The 24,619-nt window shown below is 52.6% G+C and carries 23 protein-coding genes; 13 read left to right on the plus strand and 10 right to left on the minus strand.

Annotation, left to right across the window (positions count from 1 at the left end; translation table 11 throughout):
- The first annotated feature begins 90 nt into the window (after positions 1 to 90).
- The 5 genes from ACH0VJ_RS06335 (at position 91) to sthE (ending at position 5,674) form a co-directional block, all read left to right on the plus strand.
- Positions 91 to 636, plus strand: a complete 546-nt coding sequence (locus ACH0VJ_RS06335; protein WP_000482235.1) for a fimbrial protein — start codon at positions 91 to 93, stop codon at positions 634 to 636.
- 70 nt (positions 637 to 706) lie between these two features.
- Positions 707 to 1,390 carry a fimbrial biogenesis chaperone SthA gene (gene sthA, locus ACH0VJ_RS06340; protein WP_000680521.1) on the plus strand — a complete coding sequence of 228 codons (684 nt, stop codon included), beginning with the start codon at positions 707 to 709 and terminating at the stop codon, positions 1,388 to 1,390.
- A 45-nt stretch (positions 1,391 to 1,435) separates the two neighbouring features.
- Entirely contained in the window at positions 1,436 to 3,973 is a 2,538-nt protein-coding gene (locus tag ACH0VJ_RS06345) for a fimbrial outer membrane usher protein (protein WP_001160708.1), read from the plus strand.
- Positions 3,974 to 3,990: 17 nt separating this feature from the next.
- Positions 3,991 to 4,548, plus strand: coding sequence for a fimbrial protein (locus ACH0VJ_RS06350; RefSeq protein ID WP_001056982.1), 558 nt, complete (start codon positions 3,991 to 3,993; stop codon positions 4,546 to 4,548).
- 40 nt (positions 4,549 to 4,588) lie between these two features.
- Positions 4,589 to 5,674 (plus strand): fimbrial major subunit SthE, encoded by a 1,086-nt coding sequence (gene sthE / locus ACH0VJ_RS06355; protein WP_001253761.1) that lies wholly within the window; start codon positions 4,589 to 4,591, stop codon positions 5,672 to 5,674.
- 57 nt (positions 5,675 to 5,731) lie between these two features.
- Here sthE and creD read toward each other — a convergent pair whose 3' ends face one another.
- The 4 genes from creD to creA are packed head-to-tail and all read right to left on the minus strand — an operon-like array spanning position 5,732 to position 9,738.
- The gene (gene creD, locus ACH0VJ_RS06360) at positions 5,732 to 7,081 is read right to left on the minus strand and encodes a cell envelope integrity protein CreD (RefSeq protein WP_000920391.1); all 1,350 of its coding nucleotides are present in this window, start codon (positions 7,079 to 7,081) and stop codon (positions 5,732 to 5,734) included.
- A 57-nt stretch (positions 7,082 to 7,138) separates the two neighbouring features.
- Positions 7,139 to 8,563, minus strand: a complete 1,425-nt coding sequence (gene creC / locus ACH0VJ_RS06365) for a two-component system sensor histidine kinase CreC (protein WP_001219529.1) — start codon at positions 8,561 to 8,563, stop codon at positions 7,139 to 7,141.
- A complete protein-coding gene (creB, locus tag ACH0VJ_RS06370; RefSeq protein WP_079833551.1) occupies positions 8,563 to 9,252 on the minus strand; it encodes a two-component system response regulator CreB in 690 nt (229 codons plus the stop codon). Before creB ends, creC begins: the two co-directional genes overlap by 1 nt.
- Before the next feature lie 12 nt (positions 9,253 to 9,264).
- Entirely contained in the window at positions 9,265 to 9,738 is a 474-nt protein-coding gene (gene creA / locus ACH0VJ_RS06375) for a protein CreA (protein WP_000875811.1), read from the minus strand.
- A 211-nt stretch (positions 9,739 to 9,949) separates the two neighbouring features.
- On the opposite strand from creA, the gene robA reads away from it, so the two are divergent.
- The gene (robA, locus tag ACH0VJ_RS06380; RefSeq protein ID WP_000371685.1) at positions 9,950 to 10,819 is read left to right on the plus strand and encodes an MDR efflux pump AcrAB transcriptional activator RobA; all 870 of its coding nucleotides are present in this window, start codon (positions 9,950 to 9,952) and stop codon (positions 10,817 to 10,819) included.
- Here the strand turns inward: robA and gpmB are convergent.
- The gene (gpmB, locus tag ACH0VJ_RS06385) at positions 10,816 to 11,463 is read right to left on the minus strand and encodes a 2,3-diphosphoglycerate-dependent phosphoglycerate mutase GpmB (protein WP_000942363.1); all 648 of its coding nucleotides are present in this window, start codon (positions 11,461 to 11,463) and stop codon (positions 10,816 to 10,818) included. The two genes, robA and gpmB, sit on opposite strands and share 4 nt — an antisense overlap.
- Positions 11,464 to 11,511: 48 nt before the next feature.
- Between gpmB and yjjX the strand changes: the two genes are divergently transcribed.
- Positions 11,512 to 12,027 carry an inosine/xanthosine triphosphatase gene (gene yjjX / locus ACH0VJ_RS06390; RefSeq protein WP_000554310.1) on the plus strand — a complete coding sequence of 172 codons (516 nt, stop codon included), beginning with the start codon at positions 11,512 to 11,514 and terminating at the stop codon, positions 12,025 to 12,027.
- 101 nt (positions 12,028 to 12,128) lie between these two features.
- Here the strand turns inward: yjjX and trpR are convergent, their stop codons facing one another.
- Both trpR and sltY read right to left on the minus strand, forming a co-directional pair.
- Positions 12,129 to 12,455, minus strand: coding sequence for a trp operon repressor (gene trpR / locus ACH0VJ_RS06395; RefSeq protein ID WP_000192004.1), 327 nt, complete (start codon positions 12,453 to 12,455; stop codon positions 12,129 to 12,131).
- A 57-nt stretch (positions 12,456 to 12,512) separates the two neighbouring features.
- Entirely contained in the window at positions 12,513 to 14,450 is a 1,938-nt protein-coding gene (sltY, locus tag ACH0VJ_RS06400) for a murein transglycosylase (RefSeq protein ID WP_000373272.1), read from the minus strand.
- 208 nt (positions 14,451 to 14,658) lie between these two features.
- Between sltY and ettA the strand changes: the two genes are divergently transcribed.
- Positions 14,659 to 16,326 carry an energy-dependent translational throttle protein EttA gene (ettA, locus tag ACH0VJ_RS06405; RefSeq protein WP_000046770.1) on the plus strand — a complete coding sequence of 556 codons (1,668 nt, stop codon included), beginning with the start codon at positions 14,659 to 14,661 and terminating at the stop codon, positions 16,324 to 16,326.
- 117 nt (positions 16,327 to 16,443) lie between these two features.
- Here the strand turns inward: ettA and nadR are convergent, their stop codons facing one another.
- The 3 genes from nadR to serB form a co-directional block, all read right to left on the minus strand.
- Positions 16,444 to 17,676, minus strand: coding sequence for a multifunctional transcriptional regulator/nicotinamide-nucleotide adenylyltransferase/ribosylnicotinamide kinase NadR (gene nadR, locus ACH0VJ_RS06410; protein ID WP_001532645.1), 1,233 nt, complete (start codon positions 17,674 to 17,676; stop codon positions 16,444 to 16,446).
- Positions 17,677 to 17,836: 160 nt separating this feature from the next.
- Positions 17,837 to 19,219, minus strand: a complete 1,383-nt coding sequence (gene radA, locus ACH0VJ_RS06415) for a DNA repair protein RadA (RefSeq protein ID WP_001029720.1) — start codon at positions 19,217 to 19,219, stop codon at positions 17,837 to 17,839.
- Positions 19,220 to 19,302: 83 nt separating this feature from the next.
- Positions 19,303 to 20,271, minus strand: a complete 969-nt coding sequence (gene serB, locus ACH0VJ_RS06420; RefSeq protein ID WP_001132983.1) for a phosphoserine phosphatase — start codon at positions 20,269 to 20,271, stop codon at positions 19,303 to 19,305.
- A 116-nt stretch (positions 20,272 to 20,387) separates the two neighbouring features.
- Here serB and ACH0VJ_RS06425 point away from each other — a divergent pair, with 116 nt between their 5' ends.
- The 5 genes from ACH0VJ_RS06425 (at position 20,388) to stjC (ending at position 24,606) form a co-directional block, all read left to right on the plus strand.
- Positions 20,388 to 21,032: a YtjB family periplasmic protein gene (locus ACH0VJ_RS06425; RefSeq protein WP_000090067.1), complete on the plus strand. Its 645-nt coding sequence runs from the start codon at positions 20,388 to 20,390 to the stop codon at positions 21,030 to 21,032.
- 33 nt (positions 21,033 to 21,065) lie between these two features.
- Entirely contained in the window at positions 21,066 to 22,082 is a 1,017-nt protein-coding gene (gene lplA, locus ACH0VJ_RS06430; protein WP_000209781.1) for a lipoate--protein ligase LplA, read from the plus strand.
- A gap of 312 nt (positions 22,083 to 22,394) precedes the next feature.
- Positions 22,395 to 23,084: a DUF1120 domain-containing protein gene (locus tag ACH0VJ_RS06435; RefSeq protein WP_000734709.1), complete on the plus strand. Its 690-nt coding sequence runs from the start codon at positions 22,395 to 22,397 to the stop codon at positions 23,082 to 23,084.
- A 47-nt stretch (positions 23,085 to 23,131) separates the two neighbouring features.
- A complete protein-coding gene (locus tag ACH0VJ_RS06440; protein WP_000722276.1) occupies positions 23,132 to 23,821 on the plus strand; it encodes a DUF1120 domain-containing protein in 690 nt (229 codons plus the stop codon).
- A gap of 77 nt (positions 23,822 to 23,898) precedes the next feature.
- Positions 23,899 to 24,606 carry a fimbrial biogenesis chaperone StjC gene (stjC, locus tag ACH0VJ_RS06445; RefSeq protein ID WP_001112038.1) on the plus strand — a complete coding sequence of 236 codons (708 nt, stop codon included), beginning with the start codon at positions 23,899 to 23,901 and terminating at the stop codon, positions 24,604 to 24,606.
- Positions 24,607 to 24,619 lie beyond the last annotated feature (13 nt).

The following is a 24,619-nucleotide window of genomic DNA, read 5'->3' on the forward strand; positions in this document are numbered from 1 at the left end:
CAGAAAGAAGCGCATACAGAGTAAAATATAATATTTTATTTTATATAGCTATCTTTATTTTTCAGCGAATAGAATCAGGCAACAATTAATATGTTTAATAAGAAAATTATCATCCTGGCAATGTTAACTGCCGTAGCATCCACACCGGTATTTGCCCAGAATACGATTACGTTCAATGGCAAAATTTACGATCAGGCGTGTACGGTTCAGGTTAATGGCTCCACGGATACCACCATTGATTTAGGCAATTACAGCAAAGAACGCATCGCGGAAAAAGGCGCCACAACCGATTACGTGCCGTTTACCGTAAGCCTGGTTAGCTGCCCGGAAGCAGGGACTGGCGTACCAACCCAGGCCATGTTCCGCTTCCACGGCGCAACAGATGATTCCAACCCAACGTACTTCAAAAACGCGGACGAAGGATCGGAAACGGGCGCCGCGGGTGTCGGTATTTCTATTCAGAACGCTTCACATAGCGATGTGACAGATAACACGGATGATGCCGCAGTGAACCTGCCAACCGACGGCTCGGAAGCAGACTTTACCTATTACGCCGCCATGGCAAACGATGGTTCCGCAACCGTAACCGGTGGAGATGTTAGCACTCAGGTTACGTATACCGTTTCGTATCAGTAAGGCATTCTCATCCTGATGTGGACAGGCAGGATGCCAGTCCATAGCGTAAAACATCTTTACAGAGTAAAAAATGAAACACATAAAGAAATCCGTGTTGGTCGTATTACTGACAAGCCATGTTGCCCATGCCAGCATTGTTGTTGGCGGAACCCGACTGGTTTTCGACGGCAATAATGATGAGTCGTCAATCAATGTAGAGAATAAAGACAGCAAAGCGAATCTTGTTCAGTCATGGTTATCGGTTGCCGATCCCCAGGTCACAAATAAGCAGGCGTTTATTATCACCCCGCCTCTTTTTCGCCTTGATGCCGGGCAAAAGAACAGTATTCGGGTTATTCGCTCTGGCGCCCCCCTACCTGCAGATCGGGAGTCTATGTACTGGCTCAATATTAAGGGTATTCCTTCTATTGATGATAATGCCTCCGCGAACCGCGTGGAAATCTCCATTAATACCCAAATAAAGCTTATATATCGACCGCCAGCATTAACAAAATCAACGCCTGATAGCCAGAGCCAACAATTAAAATGGCAGACGGCAGGTGATGTTATTACCGTAAATAACCCCACTCCCTATTATATGAACTTTGCCAGTGTGACGCTTAACAGCCATGAAGTGAAATCAGCGACTTTCGTTCCGCCAAAATCATCAGCGTCATTTAAATTGGGTTCTACTGCCGCCCCTCATGGCACGGTAACGTGGCGATTAATCAACGATTATGGGATGAGTTTAGAGCCGCATTCCGGTTCATTCTAGCCATTAACGACTTCATTTTACTTTTACCCTTTCAGGACTTTTACTGTGCAATTCTCCAGAGTAGAGCCCCGTTCTCAATTAGCGTTATCGTTTCTCTTTATATGCTGTTCCATAAAACCAGCGTTAGCGCATGATCATTTTAATCCATTATCGTTGGAAAATGATGAACCGGGCGTGGAGAATGTCGATCTATCGGTTTTCGAAAAGGGGGGGCAGGCAGAAGGCACCTATAATGTTGATATTTATATTAATAACACCAGTGTTGAAACAAAAAATATTGCCTTTAAAAATAAAAAATCAGCAGATAATAAGCTCTCCCTACAGCCGTGTCTTAGCGTTGAACAACTCAAGCAGTGGGGCGTAAAAACAGAAAACTTCCCCGAGCTTAAAAATGACCCAAACGGGTGTACCGATCTTAGTCTGCTGGCTGGCGCTGTAGCAAAGTTTAATGTCATCGGTAACCGGCTGGATTTAGCGATCCCTCAAATCGCGTTGATCGCCGACCCGCGAGAATTCGTCCCTACCAGCGAATGGGATGAAGGCATTAATGCTTTTTTGCTGAACTACAGTTTTACCGGATCGCAGGATCACGATATTGATGAAAACCGGACGGAAAATAGCGAATACGCTAACCTGCGCCCTGGTATTAACATTGGCGCATGGCGTTTTCGTAACTACTCAACCTGGAATCATGATAGCGATGGGCAAAATAGCTGGGATTCTGCCTACACCTATGTTTCTCGCGATATCGAATTTTTAAAAGGACAGCTGATCGCCGGGGAAAATAACACGCCCGCAGACGTCTTTGACAGTATTTCATTTAAGGGCGTACAGATCTCTTCTGATGACGATATGTTGCCGGACAGTATGAAAGGGTTCGCCCCGGTCATTCGCGGGGTGGCCAAAAGCAGCGCGCAGGTAACCGTTGAACAAAACGGTTATACCATCTACAAAACTAACGTTCCGGCGGGCCCATTCGCCATCAACGATCTTTATCCAACCGGCGGCTCGGGCGACCTGTACGTCACCATCAAAGAATCCGATGGTTCTGAACAGCATTTCATTGTGCCCTACGCCAGCGTTCCGGTATTACAGCGTGAAGGCCACCTGAAATACGACCTGACGGTAGGCCGCACGCGTTCATCAGATACGCATTCCGCGCAACAGAATTTCGCAGAACTGACGGCCTTATACGGATTAGCAGGCGGCATAACCGCCTATGGCGGAATAGAGAGTACGCTGAGCAATGATGTTTATCATGCGGCGCTCATCGGGACAGGCTTAAACCTTGGCGATCTGGGCGCATTGTCTTTAGACGTCACCAACTCATGGTCAAAAATTAAAGCAGGCGATGTGGTTAGCGATACGCTTACCGGACAATCCTGGCGTATTCGTTACAGCAAAGATATTCAGTCAACAGGCACCAATTTCACTGTCGCCGGCTACCGTTATTCGACCAAAGATTACTACGCTCTTGAGGATGTGCTGGATACCTATAGCGATAATAGTCACTATGATCATGTACGTAATCGCACCGACCTGTCGTTATCGCAAGACATTATCTACGGTTCCATTTCACTCACTTTATATAATGAAGATTACTGGAATGACACTCATACCACATCATTAGGTATTGGCTATAACAACACATGGCATAACGTAAGCTATGGCATTAACTATTCTTATACGCTGAACGCCGATAATTCTCAGGATGAAGACGACGATACGGAAGACAGTAATGACCAGCAAATTTCAATCAATATTAGTATTCCGTTAGATGCCTTTATGCCGTCAACGTATGCCACCTACAATATGAACTCCGCGAAAGACGGCGATACCACGCATACTGTCGGTTTAAACGGAACAGCGCTGGCACAGAAAAATCTCTCATGGAGCGTTCAGGAAGGTTATTCCTCTCAAGAGAAAGCCACCAGCGGTAATGTGAGCGCAACCTATAACGGGACGTATGCGGATATTAACGGCGGATATAGCTACGATAATCATATGCGTCGCCTGAATTATGGCGTTCAGGGCGGCGTACTGTTACATCGAAATGGCCTGACACTATCCCAGCCAATGGACGACACCATCATATTGGTTAAAGCCCCTGGCGCAGCGGGTGTCCCCGTGAATAACGAAACGGGCGTGGACACCGATTTTCGGGGCTATGCCGTCGTACCTTATGCTTCGCCTTACCATCGTAATGAAGTGTCTTTAGATACGACGGGCATTAGAAAAAATATTGAGCTCATTGATACCAGTAAAACGCTGGTGCCTACCCGTGGCGCGGTGGTCAGGGCTGAATATAAAACCAATATTGGTTACAAGGTATTGATGGTATTAACCCGCATAAACAATCTGCCTGTTCCTTTTGGCGCGACCGTCTCGTCTTTAACAAAACCAGACAATCACAGCAGTTTTGTTGGTGATGCGGGGCAAGCCTGGTTAACCGGACTGGAAAAACAAGGGCGGTTATTAGTGAAGTGGGGACCAACAGCAGCAGACCGGTGTCAGGTCTCTTATCGTATACCGAGCTCCCCCTCCGCTTCTGGCGTAGAAATCTTACACGAGCAATGCCAGTGATTCTGGTGGGATAAAAGATGAATATGAACAGATTTGCTGCATTAGCCGCCCTGTTAACGTTCACGGGTCTGGCATTATGGTCGCCATCGATCAGCGCAGCATACAATACCGCAGATGCCGTAGACATTAACGTTACGGGATTAATTTATGCCGATCCGTGTACCGTGACGGTCCCCGACACGCTCTCTCTTGGACAATATGCCCGGGCGGATATCGCCGTGGCTGGAGGCAATACCGCCACCATTCCTTTCACCATAAAAATGACGAATTGCCCGGCAACTACCACAAAAGCCGCGATTTCATTTAACGGCGTACCTTATCCCGATCCGCATTATGCTTCTGCGATTTATGCAAACAGCGCGGCCAATCCGGCGCAGGATTTAGGATTACAGCTTTTTAACCTGGACGGCAAAAGTCTGGTCAATCTGGCCAACAACGTCACTTACACGGTGGATATCAACAGTAATACCCACGAAGCCAATTTGCCTGTCGCCGCAAGGATGTATACCCCGTATGGAAAAGTCACGGCAGGGGATTTCACGTCCGTTGTGACGATCACTATCGCATGGCAATAACATCTTTCTATTTCACCTGGTATAAAAGCAGGAATTTTTCATGAGAAGGTTATATCTGGCGCTTATTCTGCTGTTCGCGTATTCCGGTCATGGTTACGCCTCCTGTAAACGTTCCGGAAATGAAGGCGCGATCACTATCACCCCGCCGTCGCAGCTTGTGGTGGATAGCCACGCCTATACCGCAGGCGAAGTGTTGTGGCAATCGGGCTGGGTTTCCACCTCCGAAGTCACAATGGATGGCTGTAGTCGCGATTATAAGGTCGGTTTTTTATATGAACCCGGTAGCGCGCAGTCAAATACATCCGCGACAATCAATGCGAATGACGGGAACAACACGCCGGTATTTAGCACCGGGATTTCCGGCGTGGGCATTGCGATTAAAACCCAAACGAATGCTGGCCCTTACGATAATGTCATGCCAATCGATAATACCTACCATAATGGCGATGGCAATAAAACACACCATGCGATGGCTCCCGCCTACAATGTTGAACTGGTCGCCTTAGGCGGTCCGATCACCTCCGGTACCGCGACATTCCAAAGCCCACTGGCGCGCGTATCTTTTCGCGATAGCGCAACGGAAGACTCCGGCGGCGATATCCTGACCCATCTGTATTTGGGTAATACGCAATTGATTATGAAAGCGATGGGATGTCGGGTAGAAACACCTGCCATCACCGTGGATTTAGGCAGCGTCAATTTAGGCAGTTTCGCTAACAGTCAAACCGCGGGCACAGGCGAGCAGGATATCTTATTGACCTGCGAACAAGGCACCGCTATTTCTGCATCGTTAAGCGCCCAACCGGCCAGCGGAAATAACCCTGATAATTCAGTCATCCAGTTGAGCAATGCAAGCGCGCCAACCAGCGCAACCGGCGTTGGCGTACAGTTGGGTATTCAGGCTCCGGACGCCGGTTTCTTTACCGACAGTTTGCCAATCAATCAAAAAATTGATCTCTTTACTCACACGATTACTACCAATGCCGATGGCAGCCAGACGGTTAACGGCGGAACCATGAATATGTCGACCACCCTGAAAATTAGCGCGCGCTACTATAAAACCGCCGCCACGGTAACGGCCGGGCAAGCGAATGCCACGGCAACATTAAACCTGACCTATAACTAACGGCATCACATTTTCTGGCGCTGCGCGGGAAAACGTTAACGCGCGCGCCCGTTAGATTTATTTCCACAAACGTAATTCGTCATCTTTTACTGGCGGTAATGACTTACGTTGCTGACAAGAGAGCGAATACCAGTCCAGATGGCGCGTCAGGAACATCACGCCGCCAAGCGCCAGTAGCAGAACGCCGGTACCCAGAAGCAACGAGCTATCTTCCGAACGCAGCAATCCCCACATCACGCCATCCAACACCAATAACGCTAACGTAAACAGCACGCTATTGCGCCATCCTTTCAGCACCGCCTGCAAATAAACGCTATTCATCAACGCGCCCACCAGGCTGGCGGCGATCCAGGCTGGCGTGAAACCGATATGTTCCGACAGTGCCAGCAATAGCAGGTAGAACATCACCAGCGATAACCCCACCAGCAGATACTGCATCGGGTGTAACCGCTGCCCCGTCAGGGTTTCGAAGACAAAGAAAGCCATAAACGTTAGCGTAATCAACAAAATGGCATATTTCGTCGCTCTGTCCGTCAGTTGATACTGATCGGCTGGCGTCGATACAGCGACGCTAAACGCCGGTAAGTTGTCCCAATCCACCTTTTGCGCATCAGCAAACTGTTCGCCGAGATTCGTGGCAAACCGACTGGTTTGCCACTGGGCCTGAAATCCTGAACCGCTGATTTCGCGTTTACCGGGAAGAAAATCCCCCACAAAATTTGGGTGCGGCCAGTTGCTGGTCAGGGTCATTTCACTGCTACGCCCGACGGGAACCAGTGAAAAGCTGCCGGTTCCGCTTAAATTTAACGACATCACCAACGTCAGGTTGCGCGTCGCCCACTGACTGTCCGGCAGCGGGATATGAATGCCCTCTCTACTTTCCGGTAAGCCGGTCCCCGGTTCTACAGTGAGCGTTTCACCATTCACCTGCGGCGCTTTTACTGCGCTGATACCGCGCGCATCGCCGACGCCCACGACGATAAAGGGCTTTCCAAGGGTAATGTTCGGTCTGTTCAGCTCATGCAGACGGGCCACATCAAACTCCGCCTTTATCGCCATATCGGTATGCCACACCTGCCCCTGATAAATACCTATTTTTCGCGCTTCAACGTTTTGATTGCCTTCGACCAATAGCGACTCCGGCAGCCAAAAATAGAGATAACTGCGCTTATACTGGACCTCTTTCTCCTCTTCCAGCACGGTATAGAGCTCTGTCACCGGAACCGCCACCAGCGGGCCGACAACCTTTTGCGGGCCGCTGGTACTCTGACGAATAGCGGCTTCTACATGGCTTCGATAATCAGCACGTTCCACGATGGTGTGCCGTACCATCATCAGGGGAATTAACAGCAGGATCATGGCGCCGCCTAACGTAATCATTTTCCACAACAGGGGGGATTTCAACATAGCGTTCTCCTTTGCAATGCCAGCAGTGTAAGAACGCGATGTGGGGAGAATTTGAAGTTATGTGAAGTGACGGTGAAGTGTCAACGAGGCCAGCACGCCGCCTTCGGGGCGGTTGCACAACGTCACCTCACCGTTGAGGAGCCGCGCCGCCTCGCTGACAAACGCCAGCCCAAGCCCGCTGCTTTTACGTCCGTTTTCACGGGGCAACGAATAGAATCGGTCGAAAATGCGCGGCAGCGCAAAATCAGGAATACCACAGCCGGAATCCGTCACCTGCAGGATCGCTTTCTCCCCCATCGGCTGAGCGCTTAATGTGATAACGCCATTTTCAGGCGTAAAGTCGATAGCATTGTCCAACACATTGCCCAGCGCCTGCGCCAGAAGCTCCGCGTCGGCGACGACAACCAGCGAGGAAGGCCGTAGAGTAAGGGTGATCTTTTTTGCCGCCAACTGAATACTGCGCGCCTCGCTAAGCTGCGTAAATAGTTCATCAACAGCAACCGACGCGAGAGGGATATCCTGTCGGTTTTCCAGCCGCGCCTGGCGCAGCAGGGTTTCTACCAGCGCCTGCATTCGCGTATTTTGCGCCAGTATATTCTCTGTAAAGCGGGTAACCACATCCGCGGGCGGTCCTTCACGCAGAATCTCCGCCGCGCCGCGTATCGCCGCCAGTGGACTTTTCAGCTCATGAGTCAACGCATACACGTACTGCTCAATCTCATTCTTGCCTTCCAGCTTAATGCGCATACTCTCCAGCGCCTGCGCCAGTTTACGCAGCTCGCTGCTGCCTAATGCAGGTAACGCAAGCGGGCGGTTTTCGGTGACGGAATCCGCATAGCGCGTCAACCGGGCGATGGAGCGGTTAATCCACCAGACCATCCCCGCGCCAATCGCCAGCGCAATCCCCAGTAAAACGGCGCTGGCCCACAGAATGCGCCGTTCGCTGCGCTTAATCACCGGCGCCATTGCCGCATTCGGTTTGCCGACAGTCAGGACGCCGATAATCCGTCCATCGCTGATTATCGGCGCGGCTACGTACATCACGGTGCTATTGGGATCGGCAGCATCTTTTGCCGTGCTGCGGGCGCCATACTGTCCGCGCAGCGTAAGCCAGACGTCATTCCAGCGAGAATAATCCTGCCCCACCGCTTTGTTTTCCGAATCAAACAACACCTTCCCCTGTGCATCCGTCATGTAGACATGGTATTCATTGCGCACTTTGACGATCCCGCTGATATTGGCGCGAAACGGGCGATGTTGCAGCTGGGCGAATGCTTTCGCCAACTGGCCGTCAGTCGGGTTGCCGGAGAGAAGATCGTCGCGGGCCAGCGCCGCCAGCAGCGTCGCGGTGTCAATCAGCGTCCCTTCCGTCGCGCGGCGGACGCCCGGCTTTATCTCCTGAACAAAGATAGACAGCACAAACACGGCGGCGACGGCGACAATAAGAAAGTAGCCCAGTAGCAAACGCATTCCGATGCGCATCAGACGCTCCTCAGGCTGTATCCCATTCCACGATGCGTGTTAATTGGCGAGAGATCCGGGTTGATCGCGCGTAGCTTAGCGCGCAGGGTTTTGATGTGTGTATCGACCGTCCGATCGAAGGTCTCCTGGGCATCAGACCAGACAATATCCATCAATTGCTGACGCGAGTACACGCGCTCCGGCGACAGCAGCAGGGTTTTAAGAAGCAGAAACTCATAACGCGTCAGCGAGAGCGGCGTACCAAACCAGGCGATCTGCGCCGCCGGTTCATTGAGTTCAAAATGTCCGGTACGCACCACCGGCGACGGCGCAGCAAACTTTTTCACCCGGCGCAGCAGCGTGCGCACGCGGGCGCTCACTTCGCGCGGCGAGAATGGCTTGGCGACATAATCATCTGCGCCGATCTCCAGACCAAGCAATCGATCCACTTCATCGCTGCGGGCAGTCAGGAAAAGAATCGGCAGCGCAGGATGGCGTTCCAGCAACTGCCGACACAGCTCAAAACCACTGATATCCGGTAGTCCCACATCGAGAATCACCGCATCCGGCCGTTGCTGACGCGCGTTTTCCAGCGCGGGCAGCCCGCGAGCGAATAGCTCAACGGTAAACCCTTCCAGTTGCAGGGTGTAGATGAGCGTATCGGCGATTCCCTGTTCATCCTCGACTAACCAGACCTGCGGTTGCTGCATACTCTTTCCCTGTTATTGTCGCCACGGCATGACCGGCACCGCGCTGATGGCGTTCTTCGGCGACCCGTCGACCACTTTGTCGGAATAGGCCAGATACGCCAGCGTGTTGCGTTTCTCATCATAGAAACGCACGACCTGCAATGACTTAAATATCAATGAGGTGCGTTTTTTGAAAACCACCTCTCCCTGCGCCTTGCCGTTCTTAATTTTGTCGCTCAGTTCAATAGGCCCGACCTGCTGACAAGAGATGGCGGCGTCAGACGTATCTTCAGCCAGCCCCAATCCGCCTTTTATGCCGCCCGTTTTCGCCCGGCTAACATAGCACGTCACGTTTTTGACATCAGGATCGTCAAAAGCTTCCACCACGATTTTATGGTCAGGACCGAACATTTTAAATACCGTATCGACTGAACCAATTTGTTCCGCGCGGGCGCTCTGCCCCAGCAGCAACAAAATTGAGAAAAGTACTAAGCTCTTGTATTTCATATTGTTACCATTCATAAAAGTTACGTTGCGTAATTATTAGACATTCTAAAATAAAATGGTTATAGATCACAGGATTAGAATAATTACCTGTCACGTTGCCTAAAAAAAGCATTTAAGCTCAAAAAAAACACTGAATGCTAAAAGAACAAAAAATGCTATTATCCTCTTACCTGATATCGGGTGCTCGTTGTTGAAAGGATGGGGATATTTTATGGATCAGGCTGGCATAATTCGCGACCTGTTAATCTGGCTGGAAGGTCATCTGGATCAGCCGCTGTCACTTGACAATGTGGCGGCAAAAGCAGGCTATTCCAAGTGGCACCTGCAGAGAATGTTTAAGGACGTGACGGGCCACGCCATTGGCGCTTACATCCGCGCCCGTCGTTTATCGAAATCAGCAGTGGCGCTGCGTTTGACCGCGCGTCCAATTCTGGATATTGCTCTTCAGTACCGCTTCGATTCTCAGCAAACCTTTACGCGCGCCTTTAAGAAACAGTTTTCCCAGACGCCAGCGCTGTATCGTCGCTCCTCGGAATGGAGCGCCTTTGGCATTCGCCCGCCATTACGGCTGGGCGAGTTTACCGTGCCGGAACATCAGTTCGTTACGCTGGAAGATACGCCGCTCCTTGGCGTCACGCAGAGCTATTCCTGCTCGCTGGAACAGATTTCCGACTTCCGCCACGAAATGCGCGTGCAATTCTGGCATGATTTCCTCGGTCATTCGCCAACTATTCCGCCAGTGCTTTATGGGCTTAATGAAACGCGCCCCAGCATGGAGAAAGACGATGAGCAGGAAGTATTCTATACCACCGCACTGCCGCAAGAGCAGGCCGATGGCTATGTTCAGTCGGCGCATCCTGTGCTGTTGCAGGGCGGTGAATACGTCATGTTCACCTATGAAGGGTTAGGAACCGGCGTGCAGGATTTTATCCTGACCGTTTACGGCACCTGTATGCCAATGCTGAATCTGACCCGTCGTAAAGGGCAGGATATAGAGCGATACTATCCGTCAGAAGATACCAAAACCGGCGATCGCCCTATCAACCTGCGCTGCGAATTTCTGATCCCGATTCGCCGTTAACGCTGTAGCTCATCCAATGCAGGGGCGTCCAGATGCGAAACGTCCCCTGCGGTTTCTACCACCCACCCAGACGCCAGCCACTGACTTTCCTGGTAATCGATGCGGGAAATAGAGCAGTTGCGCAAACGTAACCGGCGTTCCGCCCAGGCGGGTAGTCCCAGTATAGTACTGACCAGACAGCCCAACGCGATACCGTGACTGACCAATAAAGGTCGGCTGCCCTGCGGTAGCTCCAGACAGGACGCCAGCGCGGCATGAACGCGATCGCTCAACTCCTGCATCGATTCCCCGCCGGGAATGCGGCCATCCTGCGTGCCGTTGACCAGCTGACGACGCCAGCCCTCTTCTTCTTCCGTCAGCGAATCGATCTGGCGCTTTTCCAGCACGCCCATATCCAGCTCGCGCAGGCGGGAGTCAAAGGTGATATCACACCCGCACGCCTGGGCGATAATCTCCGCCGTGCGTTTTGTGCGGCCTAAATCGCTGCTGATGATATGGGTGATGCCGAGGCTACGGGCGCGTTCTCCTACCTGCATGGCCTGCTGCTCGCCTTTTGCTGTCAGGGGACTGTCCGATTGGCCCTGAATACGTCGCTCGGCGTTCCACTGCGTTTCACCGTGGCGAACAAGGTATACCTGTAACATGTTTTTTTTCCGTTATACTGCGATAAATTTTTAAAACTGAGCTTAATTATGCACCAGGTTATCTCTGCGACCACCAATCCTGCCAAAATTCAGGCAATTCTACAGGCATTTGAAGAGATTTTCGGCGAAGGATCGTGCCATATTACGCCCGTCGCCGTCGAGAGCGGCGTACCGGAGCAGCCCTTCGGAAGCGAGGAAACGCGTGCTGGCGCACGAAATCGCGTGGATAATGCGCGACGCCTGCATCCACAAGCTGATTTCTGGGTAGCCATTGAAGCCGGAATTGACGATGACGCCACCTTCAGTTGGGTGGTGATTGATAACGGCGTTCAGCGCGGTGAAGCGCGATCGGCCACGCTGCCGCTGCCCGCCGTCATTCTCGACAGAGTCCGCCAGGGAGAAGCGCTTGGCCCGGTGATGTCCCACTATACCGGTATTGACGAGATTGGTCGCAAAGAGGGCGCCATTGGCGTATTTACCGCCGGAAAATTAACGCGCTCCAGCGTTTACTACCAGGCGGTGATTCTGGCGTTAAGCCCGTTTCATAACGCGGTGTATCGATAATTATTTGCGCTATGTTGTAGGCCTGATAAGCACAGCGCCATCAGGCATTTCGCGGCGATGTTGCCGGATGGCCGCTTCGCCTTATCCGGCCTACGAGCAAATCAGGCGCTTTTCAGCAGTACGTTCTCAAGCCAATGACGCAGTTCAACCGGCGCGGATTTCAGGCTGTTTGACCCGCGCGTGATGGTGGCGATGCCCGCCCCCAGCTCGGTTTTCAACTCGCGCTGGCTCATTTCGCCACGCAGCAACTCCTCAATAATGCGCACGCGCGTTCCCAGCGCTTCACGCTCGTCCGGCGTAAGCATCAGTTGTAATAAAGGCAGATGCAGATCCTCTGCATATGCCTGACGGAGTAACTCCACAAAACGAAGCCACTCCTGATTACGTTGTTCGGCGATAGCCGATGAATAAGGGGAATGCTGGGTCATGTTATACCGCCGTTTGTACTGTTACACGAGTACAAATGATAACATAACCCGTCTGCATTAATACCGTCGCTGCCACTCAGAGTCGCTCATTAAGGCCTCTTTCTGCCCCATAAAGTGGCGATAGTAAGCGTCATAGGCCAGAACGTTTTTCACATAGCCGCGCGTTTCCGAAAAGGGAATGCTTTCGACAAACGCTACGGCATCGATACGCCCGGCGCTATTGCCAAGCCAGGTGCGCACGCGCCCCGGCCCGGCGTTATACGCCGCCGAGGCGAAAATACGGTTATTACCAAACTGCTGATAGACATACTGCAAATAGCTGGTGCCAATGTTGATGTTGGTCTCCGGCTCCAGCAGTTGGCCGGGGCCACGGTAGTCCGGAATCGAAAACATTTTCACCGTATGGGTGGCCGTTCCCGGCATAATCTGCATTAAGCCGCTGGCCCCTACCGGCGATTTTACTTTCGGGTTCCAGGCGCTCTCCTGGCGGGCAATCGCCATGGCATAGCTTTGTGAGATATCTTTTCCGCGGGTATAGCGGGTAAAAAGATCGTTATACGCCAGCGGGAAACGCTCCTCCAGATGATCCCACAGTTTTCCGGCGATCGTCGCCTGTACGCTCAGATCCCACCAGTGCTGGTTAAACGCATAGCGCGCCAGCTGCGCCTGTTCAGATTTACTACGGCTTTTTACCAGATTCGCCCATTCGCTGCGCGCCGTGTTATCCAGGTTCCAGTACATCAGCTCCCGTACACGCGCCATCTCCGGCCCCTGCGTCAACGCGCTGTTTACGTTGGCGGGCGCTTTATCGATTTTAAGCGTGTACTCTTCGCCTAAACGCTGCGCCGCGACCATCGGATAAAAACCGCGCTTCTGCATTAAAGCATGAAGGATCTCTTTCGCTTCGGCGTCACGACCGCGCTCCAGCAATAAATCCGCCTGCCAGTAACGCCACTCGTCTTTCTCTTTCGCCTCCATTGGCAGTCGGGCAAGCCAGGTATTGAGACCGCGACGATCGCCCATCCCCAGCGCCATACGTACGCGCCGCTCGATAAGCGACGTCGATTGCGAGCGCATAATCGCGTCATCGCGCCATTTCGCCTGCGCATCGGTCACATCGTTGCCCATCAGTCGCCAGGCAACGATATCGCGCAGCGCCTGCGTTTGTTCCTCATTAAGTTTCTGCGCCTGTACCAGCGAGGGGATCATCAGACGCGCATTTTCCGCGTCCTGGCGGGCGACGCTGGCAAACGCGACTTCCGCCATCTGGCGGGTAAAATCGGTGGCGCCGGTGGTGCGTGCGAAGGTCAACACGTTATTAGGGTCATTAGCCAGGGTAATGATCGCTGAGGCGATCGTTTGATATTCCGCCGGCATCTGTCCGGCCAGCACCGTAACCAACCCCGTATTCCCGGCTTTCATCGCCAGCCGAATACGTTCCAGATACGCCAGCGGGTCTTGCTTGCCTGAGGCCCGCCAAACGCTGAACAGTTTATCGCAGGCATTCGGCTGACTTTTGCCGGTCAGCCAAAGGTCTTTCGCGCCCTGCCAGGCCGCTTCCGTTTGCCCGGTACTCCATTTCGCGTAGTAATAGTTACATTGCGCTTCCGTGGTGCCGGGTTTCTCCGGGCTAAACGCCAGCAAGCCGCGCCAGTCTTCACGACGCGCCAGCTCATTGACGAAGCGTGATTGCAGCGTACGCGCAGGCGGAAGCGTAGGATTGGCGCGCACAAACTGCGTGACAGCAATCGCCGGTTGGTTCATCAAATCGTCGGTGATCTTACGGTATTCCAGATACGGGTAGAGCGGATAATCTTTCAGACCCGGCATCATCTGCTCTACCACATCCATCTGGCGGTTGTCCCAGGCCTGCTTAATCTGCGCATAGCGGTTACGCTGCTCTTCCAGTGAGTCGGCCCGCGCGAGGTGACAAAAGGTCAGCAGGCATACGCTGGCGGCGACGAGACGCCAGACAAATGGTTTGGCTCTATCCACAAGCTCTTCCTCAATTGTTATCCAATGCAGCATCATGCCGCGTAATGAATTTATGCTAACCAGTCATAGCCATTTGCGCCACGTTACGGACACTTTTTTACTTTTATTGCGAGTGCGATCTGCTGGCTGGGCTTAGGCAGGGAAAAAGGCTACACTTCGCCTTTGACATCTATTCACCATCACGATAAACATAGAGGCGAAGTCCAACGTGGCTCAATTCGTTTATACCATGCATCGTGTCGGCAAAGTGGTTCCGCCGAAACGTCATATTCTGAAAAACATCTCGCTGAGCTTCTTCCCTGGCGCCAAAATCGGCGTGCTGGGCCTTAACGGCGCCGGTAAGTCTACCCTGCTGCGCATCATGGCGGGTCTCGATAAAGATATCGAGGGCGAAGCGCGCCCGCAGCCCGGCATTAAGATTGGCTACCTGCCGCAGGAACCTCAGCTAAACCCGGAACATACGGTACGCGAGTCGATTGAAGAGGCCGTTTCGGAAGTGGTTAACGCCCTCAAACGTCTGGATGAAGTGTACGCGCTGTATGCCGATCCGGATGCCGACTTCGACAAGCTGGCGGCAGAGCAAGGCCGGCTTGAAGAGATTATCCAGGCGCACGACGGTCATAATCTGAACGTGCAGCTTGAGCGCGCTGCTGACGCTCTGCGTCTGCCGGACTGGGATGCCAAAGTCGAAAAACTGTCCGGCGGCGAGCGCCGTCGCGTGGCGCTGTGCCGTCTGTTGCTGGAAAAGCCGGACATGCTGCTGCTCGACGAACCCACCAACCACCTGGATGCCGAATCTGTTGCGTGGCTGGAACGTTTCCTGCACGACTTCGAAGGCACCGTCGTGGCGATTACCCACGACCGTTACTTCCTCGATAACGTCGCCGGCTGGATTCTGGAACTTGACCGCGGCGAAGGTATTCCGTGGGAAGGCAACTACTCCTCCTGGCTGGAGCAGAAAGATCAGCGTCTGGCGCAGGAAGCGTCTGCCGAAGCAGCGCGCCGTAAATCCATTGAGAAAGAGCTGGAGTGGGTGCGTCAGGGCGCGAAAGGCCGTCAGTCGAAAGGTAAGGCGCGTCTGGCTCGCTTTGAAGAACTGAACAGCGTTGAGTATCAGAAACGTAACGAAACCAACGAACTGTTTATTCCACCAGGACCGCGTCTGGGCGACAAAGTCATTGAAGTCAGCAACCTGCGTAAATCCTACGGCGACCGCGTACTGATCGACGACCTGAGCTTCTCGGTACCGAAAGGCGCTATCGTCGGGATCATCGGGCCAAACGGCGCGGGTAAATCGACCCTGTTCCGCATGATGTCCGGTCAGGAGCAGCCTGATAGCGGCACCATTACGCTGGGTGAAACCGTCAAGCTGGCCTCGGTCGATCAGTTCCGCGACGCGATGGACAACAGCAAAACCGTCTGGGAAGAAGTGTCCGGCGGGCTGGATATCATGAAGATCGGCAATACCGAAATGCCAAGCCGCGCCTATGTAGGCCGCTTCAACTTCAAAGGCGTCGATCAGGGCAAACGCGTTGGCGAACTGTCCGGCGGTGAGCGCGGTCGTTTGCATCTGGCGAAGCTGCTGCAGGTGGGCGGCAACGTCCTGCTGCTCGACGAACCGACGAACGACCTGGATATCGAAACCCTGCGCGCGCTGGAAAACGCCCTGCTGGAGTTCCCTGGCTGCGCGATGGTTATCTCGCACGACCGTTGGTTCCTTGACCGTATCGCCACCCACATTCTGGATTATCAGGATGAAGGTAAGGTGGAATTCTTCGAAGGTAACTTTACCGAATACGAAGAGTACAAGAAACGCACGCTGGGCGCCGAGGCGCTGGAGCCGAAGCGTATCAAGTACAAGCGTATTGCCAAATAAATGTCTGAATGCCGGGTGGCGCTTGCGCTTACCCGGCCTACAAACCCAGCGATTCCAGTACGTTGTGAAACTGTAGGCCTGATAAGACGCGGTAAGCGTCGCATCAGGCATTGGTTCTTATCCCTGCTCGCCCATCATCTCTTTCACCAGTTCCACACAGCGCAAAAAGCGGCCATCGTAATCAGCCTCTTTAACGTGAACGAACTCAATATTGTTTTCTTTCAGCATCTCGACCAACAGGTTCTGGAACGCTTTGCGATCCACTGAACTGCCCAGGCTTCGCAGTCCGTCAGCTATCCACGGCGTATTATTCTCCAGCAAAATCACCAGGTCGAAGCGATACTCGTCAATCAGCGCCTGGACAAACGGATGCTCGCGCCCTTCGTATTTTTTGCAAAATGCCTGGGTGGTGACGAAATCGGTATCGATAAACGCCACTTTATTCGCATATTTCACTGCAAAATCAATATATTGCGCATGGCCCAGCGCAATTTTATCGTAGTCGGAATACTGTAACGCCATCTCATCGCCGCCCAGATGCGAAAAAACATAGTCGCGGCCATATTCCCAGGCGCTGGTGGTATTAAAAATATTGGCGAGCTTATTAACCAGCGTAGACTTGCCGCTTGATTCCCCGCCCAGAATCGCGACGGTACGCACGAAAAACGGCTTCACTTCGGTAGGAATATATTCCCAGTAACGAAACGGATTTTCGCGGATTTGCGCCCCGCTGATATTCATAAACGTGCGTTCAGGATCGACCAGCACCGTCTCAATCCCTAAATGCTCAAGATACTGCGGCGCATCAGCCTCTTCGGAAGTGTAGATCCAGCTCGGCTGTATTCCCTTCTCTGCCATAAACGCTTTAATGCCGTTGCTCCAGACGTCCCAGCCATGCGGATAAGGCTCCATCCCCTCTTCATTAAAGGCGTGGATGCGAATATTTTTTTGGTATTTGAAGGTTTGCAATAACCAGCGCAGGCGATCCGACACGGTGGGCTGCTGCGACATGGCGCTATCCTCAAACAGCCCGCGGTCGCGCGTATCATCATATCCCATAATGATGTGCAACTCATCCACCTGGCTACAGGCGCGCTGGATCAAGTAGATGTGTCCGGTATGCAATGGATAAAATTTACCGAACACCACGCCAATGTTTTTCTGTCGGCGGGGAAACTCCAGCCCGAGAAAACGGTGTAGCGCCTCCAGTTTTTGCGCGCTGGGGCTTTTGATTTTGGCGTTAAGTAACTGACTCAGATACCCCTTGGTCATACCGCTGGCGTCAGCCACCTGTTGCAGAGTGCAACCTTGCTGCTTAATCGCGGTTTTGAGATAGTCGAACGATGACACAAGAGCCTCCTGCTGGAAAAATCGCATAACACTGCCTGACGGCGCTTCGCTTATCAGGCCTACAACATCAATCCGTATCAATCCGTATCAATCCGTAGGCCGGATAAGACGCATTGCATCGCCATCCGGCAAATTATACAACATCACTACATACAGAGAATTATAAGTCGTCAAACACGCTTAACGCATCTGCGAGCTTTTTAACACCGAACACCTGCATTCCTTCCGGCGGCTTTTTCGGTACGTTGGCGGCAGGCACAATCGCCCGACGAAAACCGTGTTTCGCCGCCTCGGAAATACGCTCCTGCCCGCTCGGCACCGGACGAATCTCGCCTGCCAGCCCCACTTCGCCAAACACCACCAGATCCTGCGGCAACGGCCTGTCACGCAGGCTGGAGACCATCGCCAGCAGTAAAGCCAGATCCGCGCTGGTTTCGGTGACTTTCACGCCGCCGACCACGTTGACGAAGACGTCCTGATCCGACATTTGCAGACCGCCGTGTCGGTGCAGCACCGCCAGCAGGATTGCCAGACGGTTTTGTTCCAGACCGACCGCCACGCGTCTGGGGTTCGCCATCATCGAGTGATCGACCAGCGCCTGAATCTCCACCAGCAACGGTCGCGTACCTTCCCAGACGACCATCACTGAACTGCCGGAAGTGACCTCATCGCCACGGCTTAAAAAGATGGCGGACGGATTGCTCACTTCGCGCAACCCCTGTTCGGTCATGGCGAAGACGCCCAGCTCATTGACTGCGCCAAAGCGGTTTTTGTGGCTGCGTAGCGTGCGGAAACGAGAATCGGCGTCGCCGTCGAGCAATACTGAGCAATCGATACAGTGTTCCAGCACTTTCGGCCCCGCCAGCGACCCGTCTTTGGTGACGTGGCCGACCATCACGATCGCCACGCCGCGCGTTTTGGCGAAGCGCGTCAGGTAGGCTGCCGTTTCGCGGACCTGGGCGACGCTGCCCGGCGACGACTGGATGTCCGCCATATGCATCACCTGTATGGAGTCGATCACCATCAGTTTCGGCTGTTCTTCTTCCGCTATCAGGCAGATCTGCTCGATGCTGGTTTCGGAGAGCATATTCAGATTAGCGGTCGGCAGGCCGAGACGGTGCGCGCGCATCGCCACCTGCTGTAGCGATTCTTCGCCGGTGACGTACAGCGTTTTCATCTGCTCGGCGAGCTTGCACAGCGTTTGCAGCAGCAACGTTGATTTGCCCGCGCCGGGGTTACCGCCAATCAAAATGGCGCTGCCGGGTACCACCCCGCCGCCCAGCACGCGGTCAAACTCTTTAAAACCGGTAGAAAAGCGCGGCAGTTCCTCAAGACTGATGTCAGACAGTTTCTGCACTTTTGATACGCCCGCACTGCCGGCGTATCCGCTCAGACGTTCGTTACGCGCCACCGTCGGCGACGCGGCAAGGCGCACCTCGGTAATGGTGTTCCAGGCCTGGCAGGCGCTGCACTGCCCCTGCCAGCGTGGGTAATCGGCACCACATTCATTACAAACAAAGGCGCGTTTGGGAGCTTTTGCCACGTTTTACCTCTTTCGTTAACGCTGTTGCCGGATGACGCTGGCGCTTATCCGGCCTACGGTCGCCTTGCCATTGGGCAGGTTAATCATTTCTGGTTCATGCTGCCGGAGAGAATGCAAAACACGCCCATCAGGTCAGCGTGGCGGATCGTAATCTCCGTCTTTTCGTTTACTTTTGGCTTGGCATGGAAGGCAATACCTAACCCTGCCGCTTTGATCATTGGCAGATCGTTAGCGCCGTCGCCAATCGCCACCGTCTGCGCCAGCGGGATGTCATGCTCTTGCGCCAGACGAAGCAAGGTATTGGCTTTATACTCAGCATCCACAATATCGCCGATAACGTGACCGGTAAATTTACCGTCCATGATCTCCAGCTCATTGGCGACCGCCGCCGTCAGGCGTAGCTGGTCACGCAGATAGTCGGCGAAGAAAGTGAAGCCGCCGGAGGCGATAGCGATTTTCCAGCCGAGCGCTTCCAGTTTTAGCACCAACTGCGTTAATCCTGGCATTAGCGGCAGATTCCCGCGCACCTGGCGCAAAATATCGGCATCCGCGCCTTTCAGCGTCGCCACGCGGCTGCGCAGACTGGCGGTAAAATCAAGCTCGCCGCGCATCGCGCGCTCCGTCACTTCAGCCACCTTCTCACCGGTACCGGCCAGCTTCGCGATTTCATCGATACACTCAATCTGGATCGCCGTGGAATCCATATCCATGACCAGCAGCCCCGGCGTGCGCAGATGCGGAATTTTACCCAGCGGCGCAACATCCAGCTGCGCCTCATGCGCCAGCCGCGTCGCACGCGGCGTCAGCGACCCCGCCAGACGAATGACCTGATAATCCTCCACGCACCATGCGGCGACAATCACCATTGCGGCGCCCAGTTTGGTCTGATATTGAGTTAAACGCTGCTTATCCAGCCCGCGCCCATACAGCAGCCAACCGCTGCGGCCTGCATGGTAATCCAGAGGCATCACCTCGTCGCCGCTTAAAGAAAGAGGCAAACCAGGCCATAAAGAGACATCTTCAGGCAGATCGCACCAGGTAATGTTAGGCATTAAAGCTCCTGTAAATCGTTCAGGCCGGTAACCGCCCCGCGGAAAATAACGCATGAGGCTACCTTGTAACCATCGCTTCTGGCAACATTAAGCCTCAAATTTTCAGCAGGTGGAATATGGCTCGCGCAAAACTGAAATTTCGGCTGCATCGTGCAGTCATTGTATTGTTCTGTCTCACACTGCTCGTCGCGCTCATGCAGGGCGCGTCCTGGTTTAGTCAAAACCACCAGCGACAGCGCAATCCGCAGCTGGAAGAGCTGGCCCGCACGCTGGCGCGCCAGGTGACGCTCAACATCGCCCCGCTGATGCGCAGCGAAACACCGGATGAAAATCGCATCAACGCCGTGCTGCGTCAGCTCACGCAAGAGAGCCGAATTCTGGATGCCGGCGTCTATGATGAACAGGGCGATCTTATTACTCGCGCTGGCGAAAGCGTCAACGTGCGCGACAGGCTGGCGCTGGATGGCAAAAAAGCGGGCAGCTATTTTAACCAACAAATTGTCGAGCCTATCCAGGGGAAAAACGGCCCATTGGGCTACCTGCGTCTGACGCTGGATACCCACACGCTGGCCACCGAAGCAAAGCAGGTCGATAACACCACCAACATTCTACGCCTGATGCTGCTACTCTCGCTGGCGATAGGCGTGGTGCTGACGCGCACCTTGCTACAAGGTAAACGCACCCGCTGGCAGCAGTCGCCCTTCCTGCTAACGGCCAGCAAGCCTGTTCCGGAAGAGGAAGAGCGTGAGGAAAAAGAGTAAAATGACGGCTTAATAAAGGTAAGGAAAACCACCATGACAACATTACGCCTGCTTATTTCTGACTCTTACGATCCCTGGTTTAACCTGGCGGTCGAGGAGTGCATTTTCCGCCAGATGCCCACCACCCAGCGCGTGCTGTTCCTGTGGCGCAACGCGGATACGGTGGTCATTGGACGCGCGCAAAACCCGTGGAAAGAGTGTAATACGCGGCGTATGGAAGAAGATAATGTCCGTCTGGCCCGCCGTAGCAGCGGCGGCGGCGCGGTATTCCATGACCTCGGTAATACCTGCTTTACCTTTATGGCTGGTAAACCGGAATACGATAAAACCATCTCCACCCATATTGTGCTCGCGGCGCTGAATTCGCTGGGGGTCATGGCCGATGCTTCGGGACGCAACGATCTGGTCGTAAAAACGCCGGACGGCGATCGCAAAGTCTCCGGTTCAGCCTATCGCGAAACCAAAGATCGCGGCTTCCATCACGGTACGCTGCTGTTGAACGCCGACCTCAGCCGTCTGGCGAACTATCTGAATCCCGATAAAAAGAAACTTGCGGCGAAAGGAATCACCTCCGTTCGCTCCCGCGTGGCCAATCTTACCGAGCTATTACCGGGTATCACCCATGAACAGGTCTGCCAGGCGGTCACGGAAGCCTTTTTCGCCCATTACGGCGAACGCGTCGACGCGGAAGTGATTTCACCGGATAAAACGCCGGATCTGCCGAATTTTGCCGAAACCTTTGCGCGCCAGAGCAGCTGGGAGTGGAATTTCGGCCAGGCACCGGCGTTCAGCCATCTACTGGACGAACGTTTCACCTGGGGCGGCGTCGAGCTGCATTTTGACGTCGAGAAAGGTGTGATTACCCGCGCACAGGTGTTTACCGATAGCCTGAACCCGGCACCGCTGGAAGCGCTGGCCGAGCGGCTGCAAGGGTGTTTGTACCGCGCGGATAAACTACAGGAAACGTGCGAGGCGCTACTGGTTGATTTCCCGGAGCAGGAAAAAGAACTGCGGGAACTGTCGGCGTGGATGGCAGAAGCTGTGCGCTAAATGAATAATATCAGAGAGACGAATGTGTCTCTGATATTATTTAAACATAACAACATATTCTGAAAAATGAGTGAATAGCACAAATAGTTAAAACACACTCACCAACTACTATAATCTTTAAAATTAATATTATTTCCCCGCACTTCATAAACCCAGCGAATTATAAACCATTTATCATCACCAATGATGATTAAAGTTTTTCTTAACCAAGATTTAATTTTATTAAATTTACAACATATCATTATCTTCATAGAATCCCGACCCGCGCATTACATGTCATTTGGAAATATACTTAATCGTTAGGGATTACTGATGAAAAAATTATTAATAGCGACCTCTGTCATAATAGGATTATCAACTTCAGCGCAAGCGGTTGAATCCACTGCTGTATTAAAACTGACTGGCGTTTTAACCAACGGCGCATGTATACCAGAGTTAAGTGATGGTGGCGTTGTAGATTTCGGTACTAAAGCCGTTAGCGATCTGCTGCCAACTCAGACGAATCAACTGGGATACAAAGATATAACACTCACGATTCAGTGCCTTGCACCGTCAAAAGTTGGCTGGGTCGCTACCGACAATCATGGCGATTCGGCGACAACGCTGACTATCGATAACGCAACATTTAGCGGTCAGAACAATAGAATACCAAACTATCAGCTAGGTCTGGGTACAACAGCAGATGGTATCAAGATTGGTGCATACGGCTTCTCCATAGACACGAATAATTCGACCGCCGATGGAGTTAAGACGAAGATGGTAACGACAAATGATTCGAATCCTGGTGTCTGGGCTTTAGCATTAAACGAATACGTTGCGCTTACAAATACATTTCCAACCCGCAATACATATAGTGTTGGCGATGAAAATGGCCCCGTCGCTTTTACCACCGCAACATTTCCTATACGCGTAGCTGCCGCTATACAGGGAACAGACACACTGGCTATTACCGATAACACCACGCTTGATGGTCAGGCGACCTTTACACTCGTATATCTGTAACTCCAGCATTCACATGGAATATTCAACACCTCTTTAATGGAACTATAATGAAAAAAATTTTGCTTATTACTGCAATTGCAGCTTCCTTTGCTACAACCAGCGTGAATGCTGACACCACTGCCGTATTAAAAGTCACCGGTCAACTGGTTGTTGGTGGTTGTACCCCAGAACTCAGCGGCGGTGGCGTGGTTGATTACGGTACTATCCGCCTCGCCACACTTTCCGCAACCGATGTAAACCAACTGGGTACTAAAGATGTCTCTCTGAGTATCTCTTGTCCGTCTGCAACCAAAGCAGCATGGACTATTACCGATGACCGTGCGGACACCCACCCAGGCGCATCCGTTATCTCCATAGCCAATGGCGATATGACTAATAGTATAGTATCTGATACCACAATGTCCTACGGCGTTGGCAAAACAACCGAAGGTGTAAAAATCGGCGCGTTCTCTATTTATACCGATACCGCGAACGTTACCGCTGATGGTGTAAAATCTGACGCTATCTCAGGAACCGTTGATAGCCCAGTCTGGCAGAAGTCTTCCACCGGGATTATCAAAAACGGCAATATGGAAATGTTTACCGTTGCTACAAAAGGCACCACCGAACCGGTTCCGTATACCCTCGCCATTTTCCCGCTGAAAACCTCACTGGCTATTCAGAATACTGCAACGCTGGCCATTACTGATGATACTGATCTGGATGGTCAGGCAACCATCACGCTTAAATATCTCTGATCCAGACCGTGTAAAAAGGTTATTGATCTGTCTCCCTTATTATGGGGAGACAGATTAAAATTAAAGGACTAATTCTGATGCCAGCAGTGACTAAACTTCCATTATTATTACTCAGCGTCCCCTTTGTTTTTTCAACACTCTTTTCACAGGCTAACGCTGCCGGCATGGTACCGGAAACTACGCTACTGGTGATTGAAGAATCCACACACAGCGGCGTAATGAATGTTAAAAACACCGACAGCAATCCGGCTTTGTTATATACCACCGTCGTTGATTTACCTGACGACAATGGTGTGAAACTGGATGTCACTCAACCAGTTGTTCGCGTTGAAGCAGGCCAGCAGCAGCAACTACGCTTTATTATGGAAAGCACGGAACCGCTCACCGTCGAGCACTATAAGCGCGTCACGTTTGAAGGTATTCCTCCGAAATCTACCAATAAGGGAATGAAAATAGGTTTTAATCTACGCCAGGATTTGCCGGTATTAATTCGTCCTAAAAATCTACCGGTCGTTACTGATGCCTGGAAATTATTAACCTGGTCCAGAAACGGACAAACAATCAACGTCAAAAATCCGTCTCCCTACGTTGTACGTTTAGCCCAAAATATTACCTTCTTACCTTCCGGGGGCGAAGGCACGATTAAAAAAACCTATATTCTGCCCGGCGAAACATTGAACGTCAGTATAAAAACGCCCCTTGCTGCTGATACATCCGTACGTTTTTATCCTGCCAGCCGTTACGGCATTGAAGTCCCCAGCTTTACCTCACCGCTGGTGCCGTAATGAGAGCTAGCAC

Origin of the sequence: Salmonella sp. 2020_1459 (assembly GCF_043847915.1) — a bacterium.
GTDB lineage: Bacteria > Pseudomonadota > Gammaproteobacteria > Enterobacterales > Enterobacteriaceae > Salmonella > Salmonella enterica.

Excerpts from the sequence above, each read along its gene's own strand:
- robA (WP_000371685.1), top strand. The coding sequence starts at position 9,950 with ATGGATCAGGCTGGCATAATTCGCGACCTGTTAATCTGGCTGGAAGGT.
- yjjX (WP_000554310.1), top strand. The coding sequence starts at position 11,512 with ATGCACCAGGTTATCTCTGCGACCACCAATCCTGCCAAAATTCAGGCA.
- gpmB (WP_000942363.1), bottom strand. The coding sequence starts at position 11,463 with ATGTTACAGGTATACCTTGTTCGCCACGGTGAAACGCAGTGGAACGCC.
- serB (WP_001132983.1), bottom strand. The coding sequence starts at position 20,271 with ATGCCTAACATTACCTGGTGCGATCTGCCTGAAGATGTCTCTTTATGG.
- creA (WP_000875811.1), bottom strand. The coding sequence starts at position 9,738 with ATGAAATACAAGAGCTTAGTACTTTTCTCAATTTTGTTGCTGCTGGGG.
- sthA (WP_000680521.1), top strand. The coding sequence starts at position 707 with ATGAAACACATAAAGAAATCCGTGTTGGTCGTATTACTGACAAGCCAT.
- ACH0VJ_RS06335 (WP_000482235.1), top strand. The coding sequence starts at position 91 with ATGTTTAATAAGAAAATTATCATCCTGGCAATGTTAACTGCCGTAGCA.
- stjC (WP_001112038.1), top strand. The coding sequence starts at position 23,899 with ATGCCAGCAGTGACTAAACTTCCATTATTATTACTCAGCGTCCCCTTT.
- sthE (WP_001253761.1), top strand. The coding sequence starts at position 4,589 with ATGAGAAGGTTATATCTGGCGCTTATTCTGCTGTTCGCGTATTCCGGT.
- ACH0VJ_RS06350 (WP_001056982.1), top strand. The coding sequence starts at position 3,991 with ATGAATATGAACAGATTTGCTGCATTAGCCGCCCTGTTAACGTTCACG.
- creC (WP_001219529.1), bottom strand. The coding sequence starts at position 8,563 with ATGCGCATCGGAATGCGTTTGCTACTGGGCTACTTTCTTATTGTCGCC.
- lplA (WP_000209781.1), top strand. The coding sequence starts at position 21,066 with ATGACAACATTACGCCTGCTTATTTCTGACTCTTACGATCCCTGGTTT.
- ACH0VJ_RS06440 (WP_000722276.1), top strand. The coding sequence starts at position 23,132 with ATGAAAAAAATTTTGCTTATTACTGCAATTGCAGCTTCCTTTGCTACA.
- ACH0VJ_RS06435 (WP_000734709.1), top strand. The coding sequence starts at position 22,395 with ATGAAAAAATTATTAATAGCGACCTCTGTCATAATAGGATTATCAACT.
- creB (WP_079833551.1), bottom strand. The coding sequence starts at position 9,252 with ATGCAGCAACCGCAGGTCTGGTTAGTCGAGGATGAACAGGGAATCGCC.
- ACH0VJ_RS06425 (WP_000090067.1), top strand. The coding sequence starts at position 20,388 with ATGGCTCGCGCAAAACTGAAATTTCGGCTGCATCGTGCAGTCATTGTA.
- trpR (WP_000192004.1), bottom strand. The coding sequence starts at position 12,455 with ATGACCCAGCATTCCCCTTATTCATCGGCTATCGCCGAACAACGTAAT.
- creD (WP_000920391.1), bottom strand. The coding sequence starts at position 7,081 with ATGTTGAAATCCCCCCTGTTGTGGAAAATGATTACGTTAGGCGGCGCC.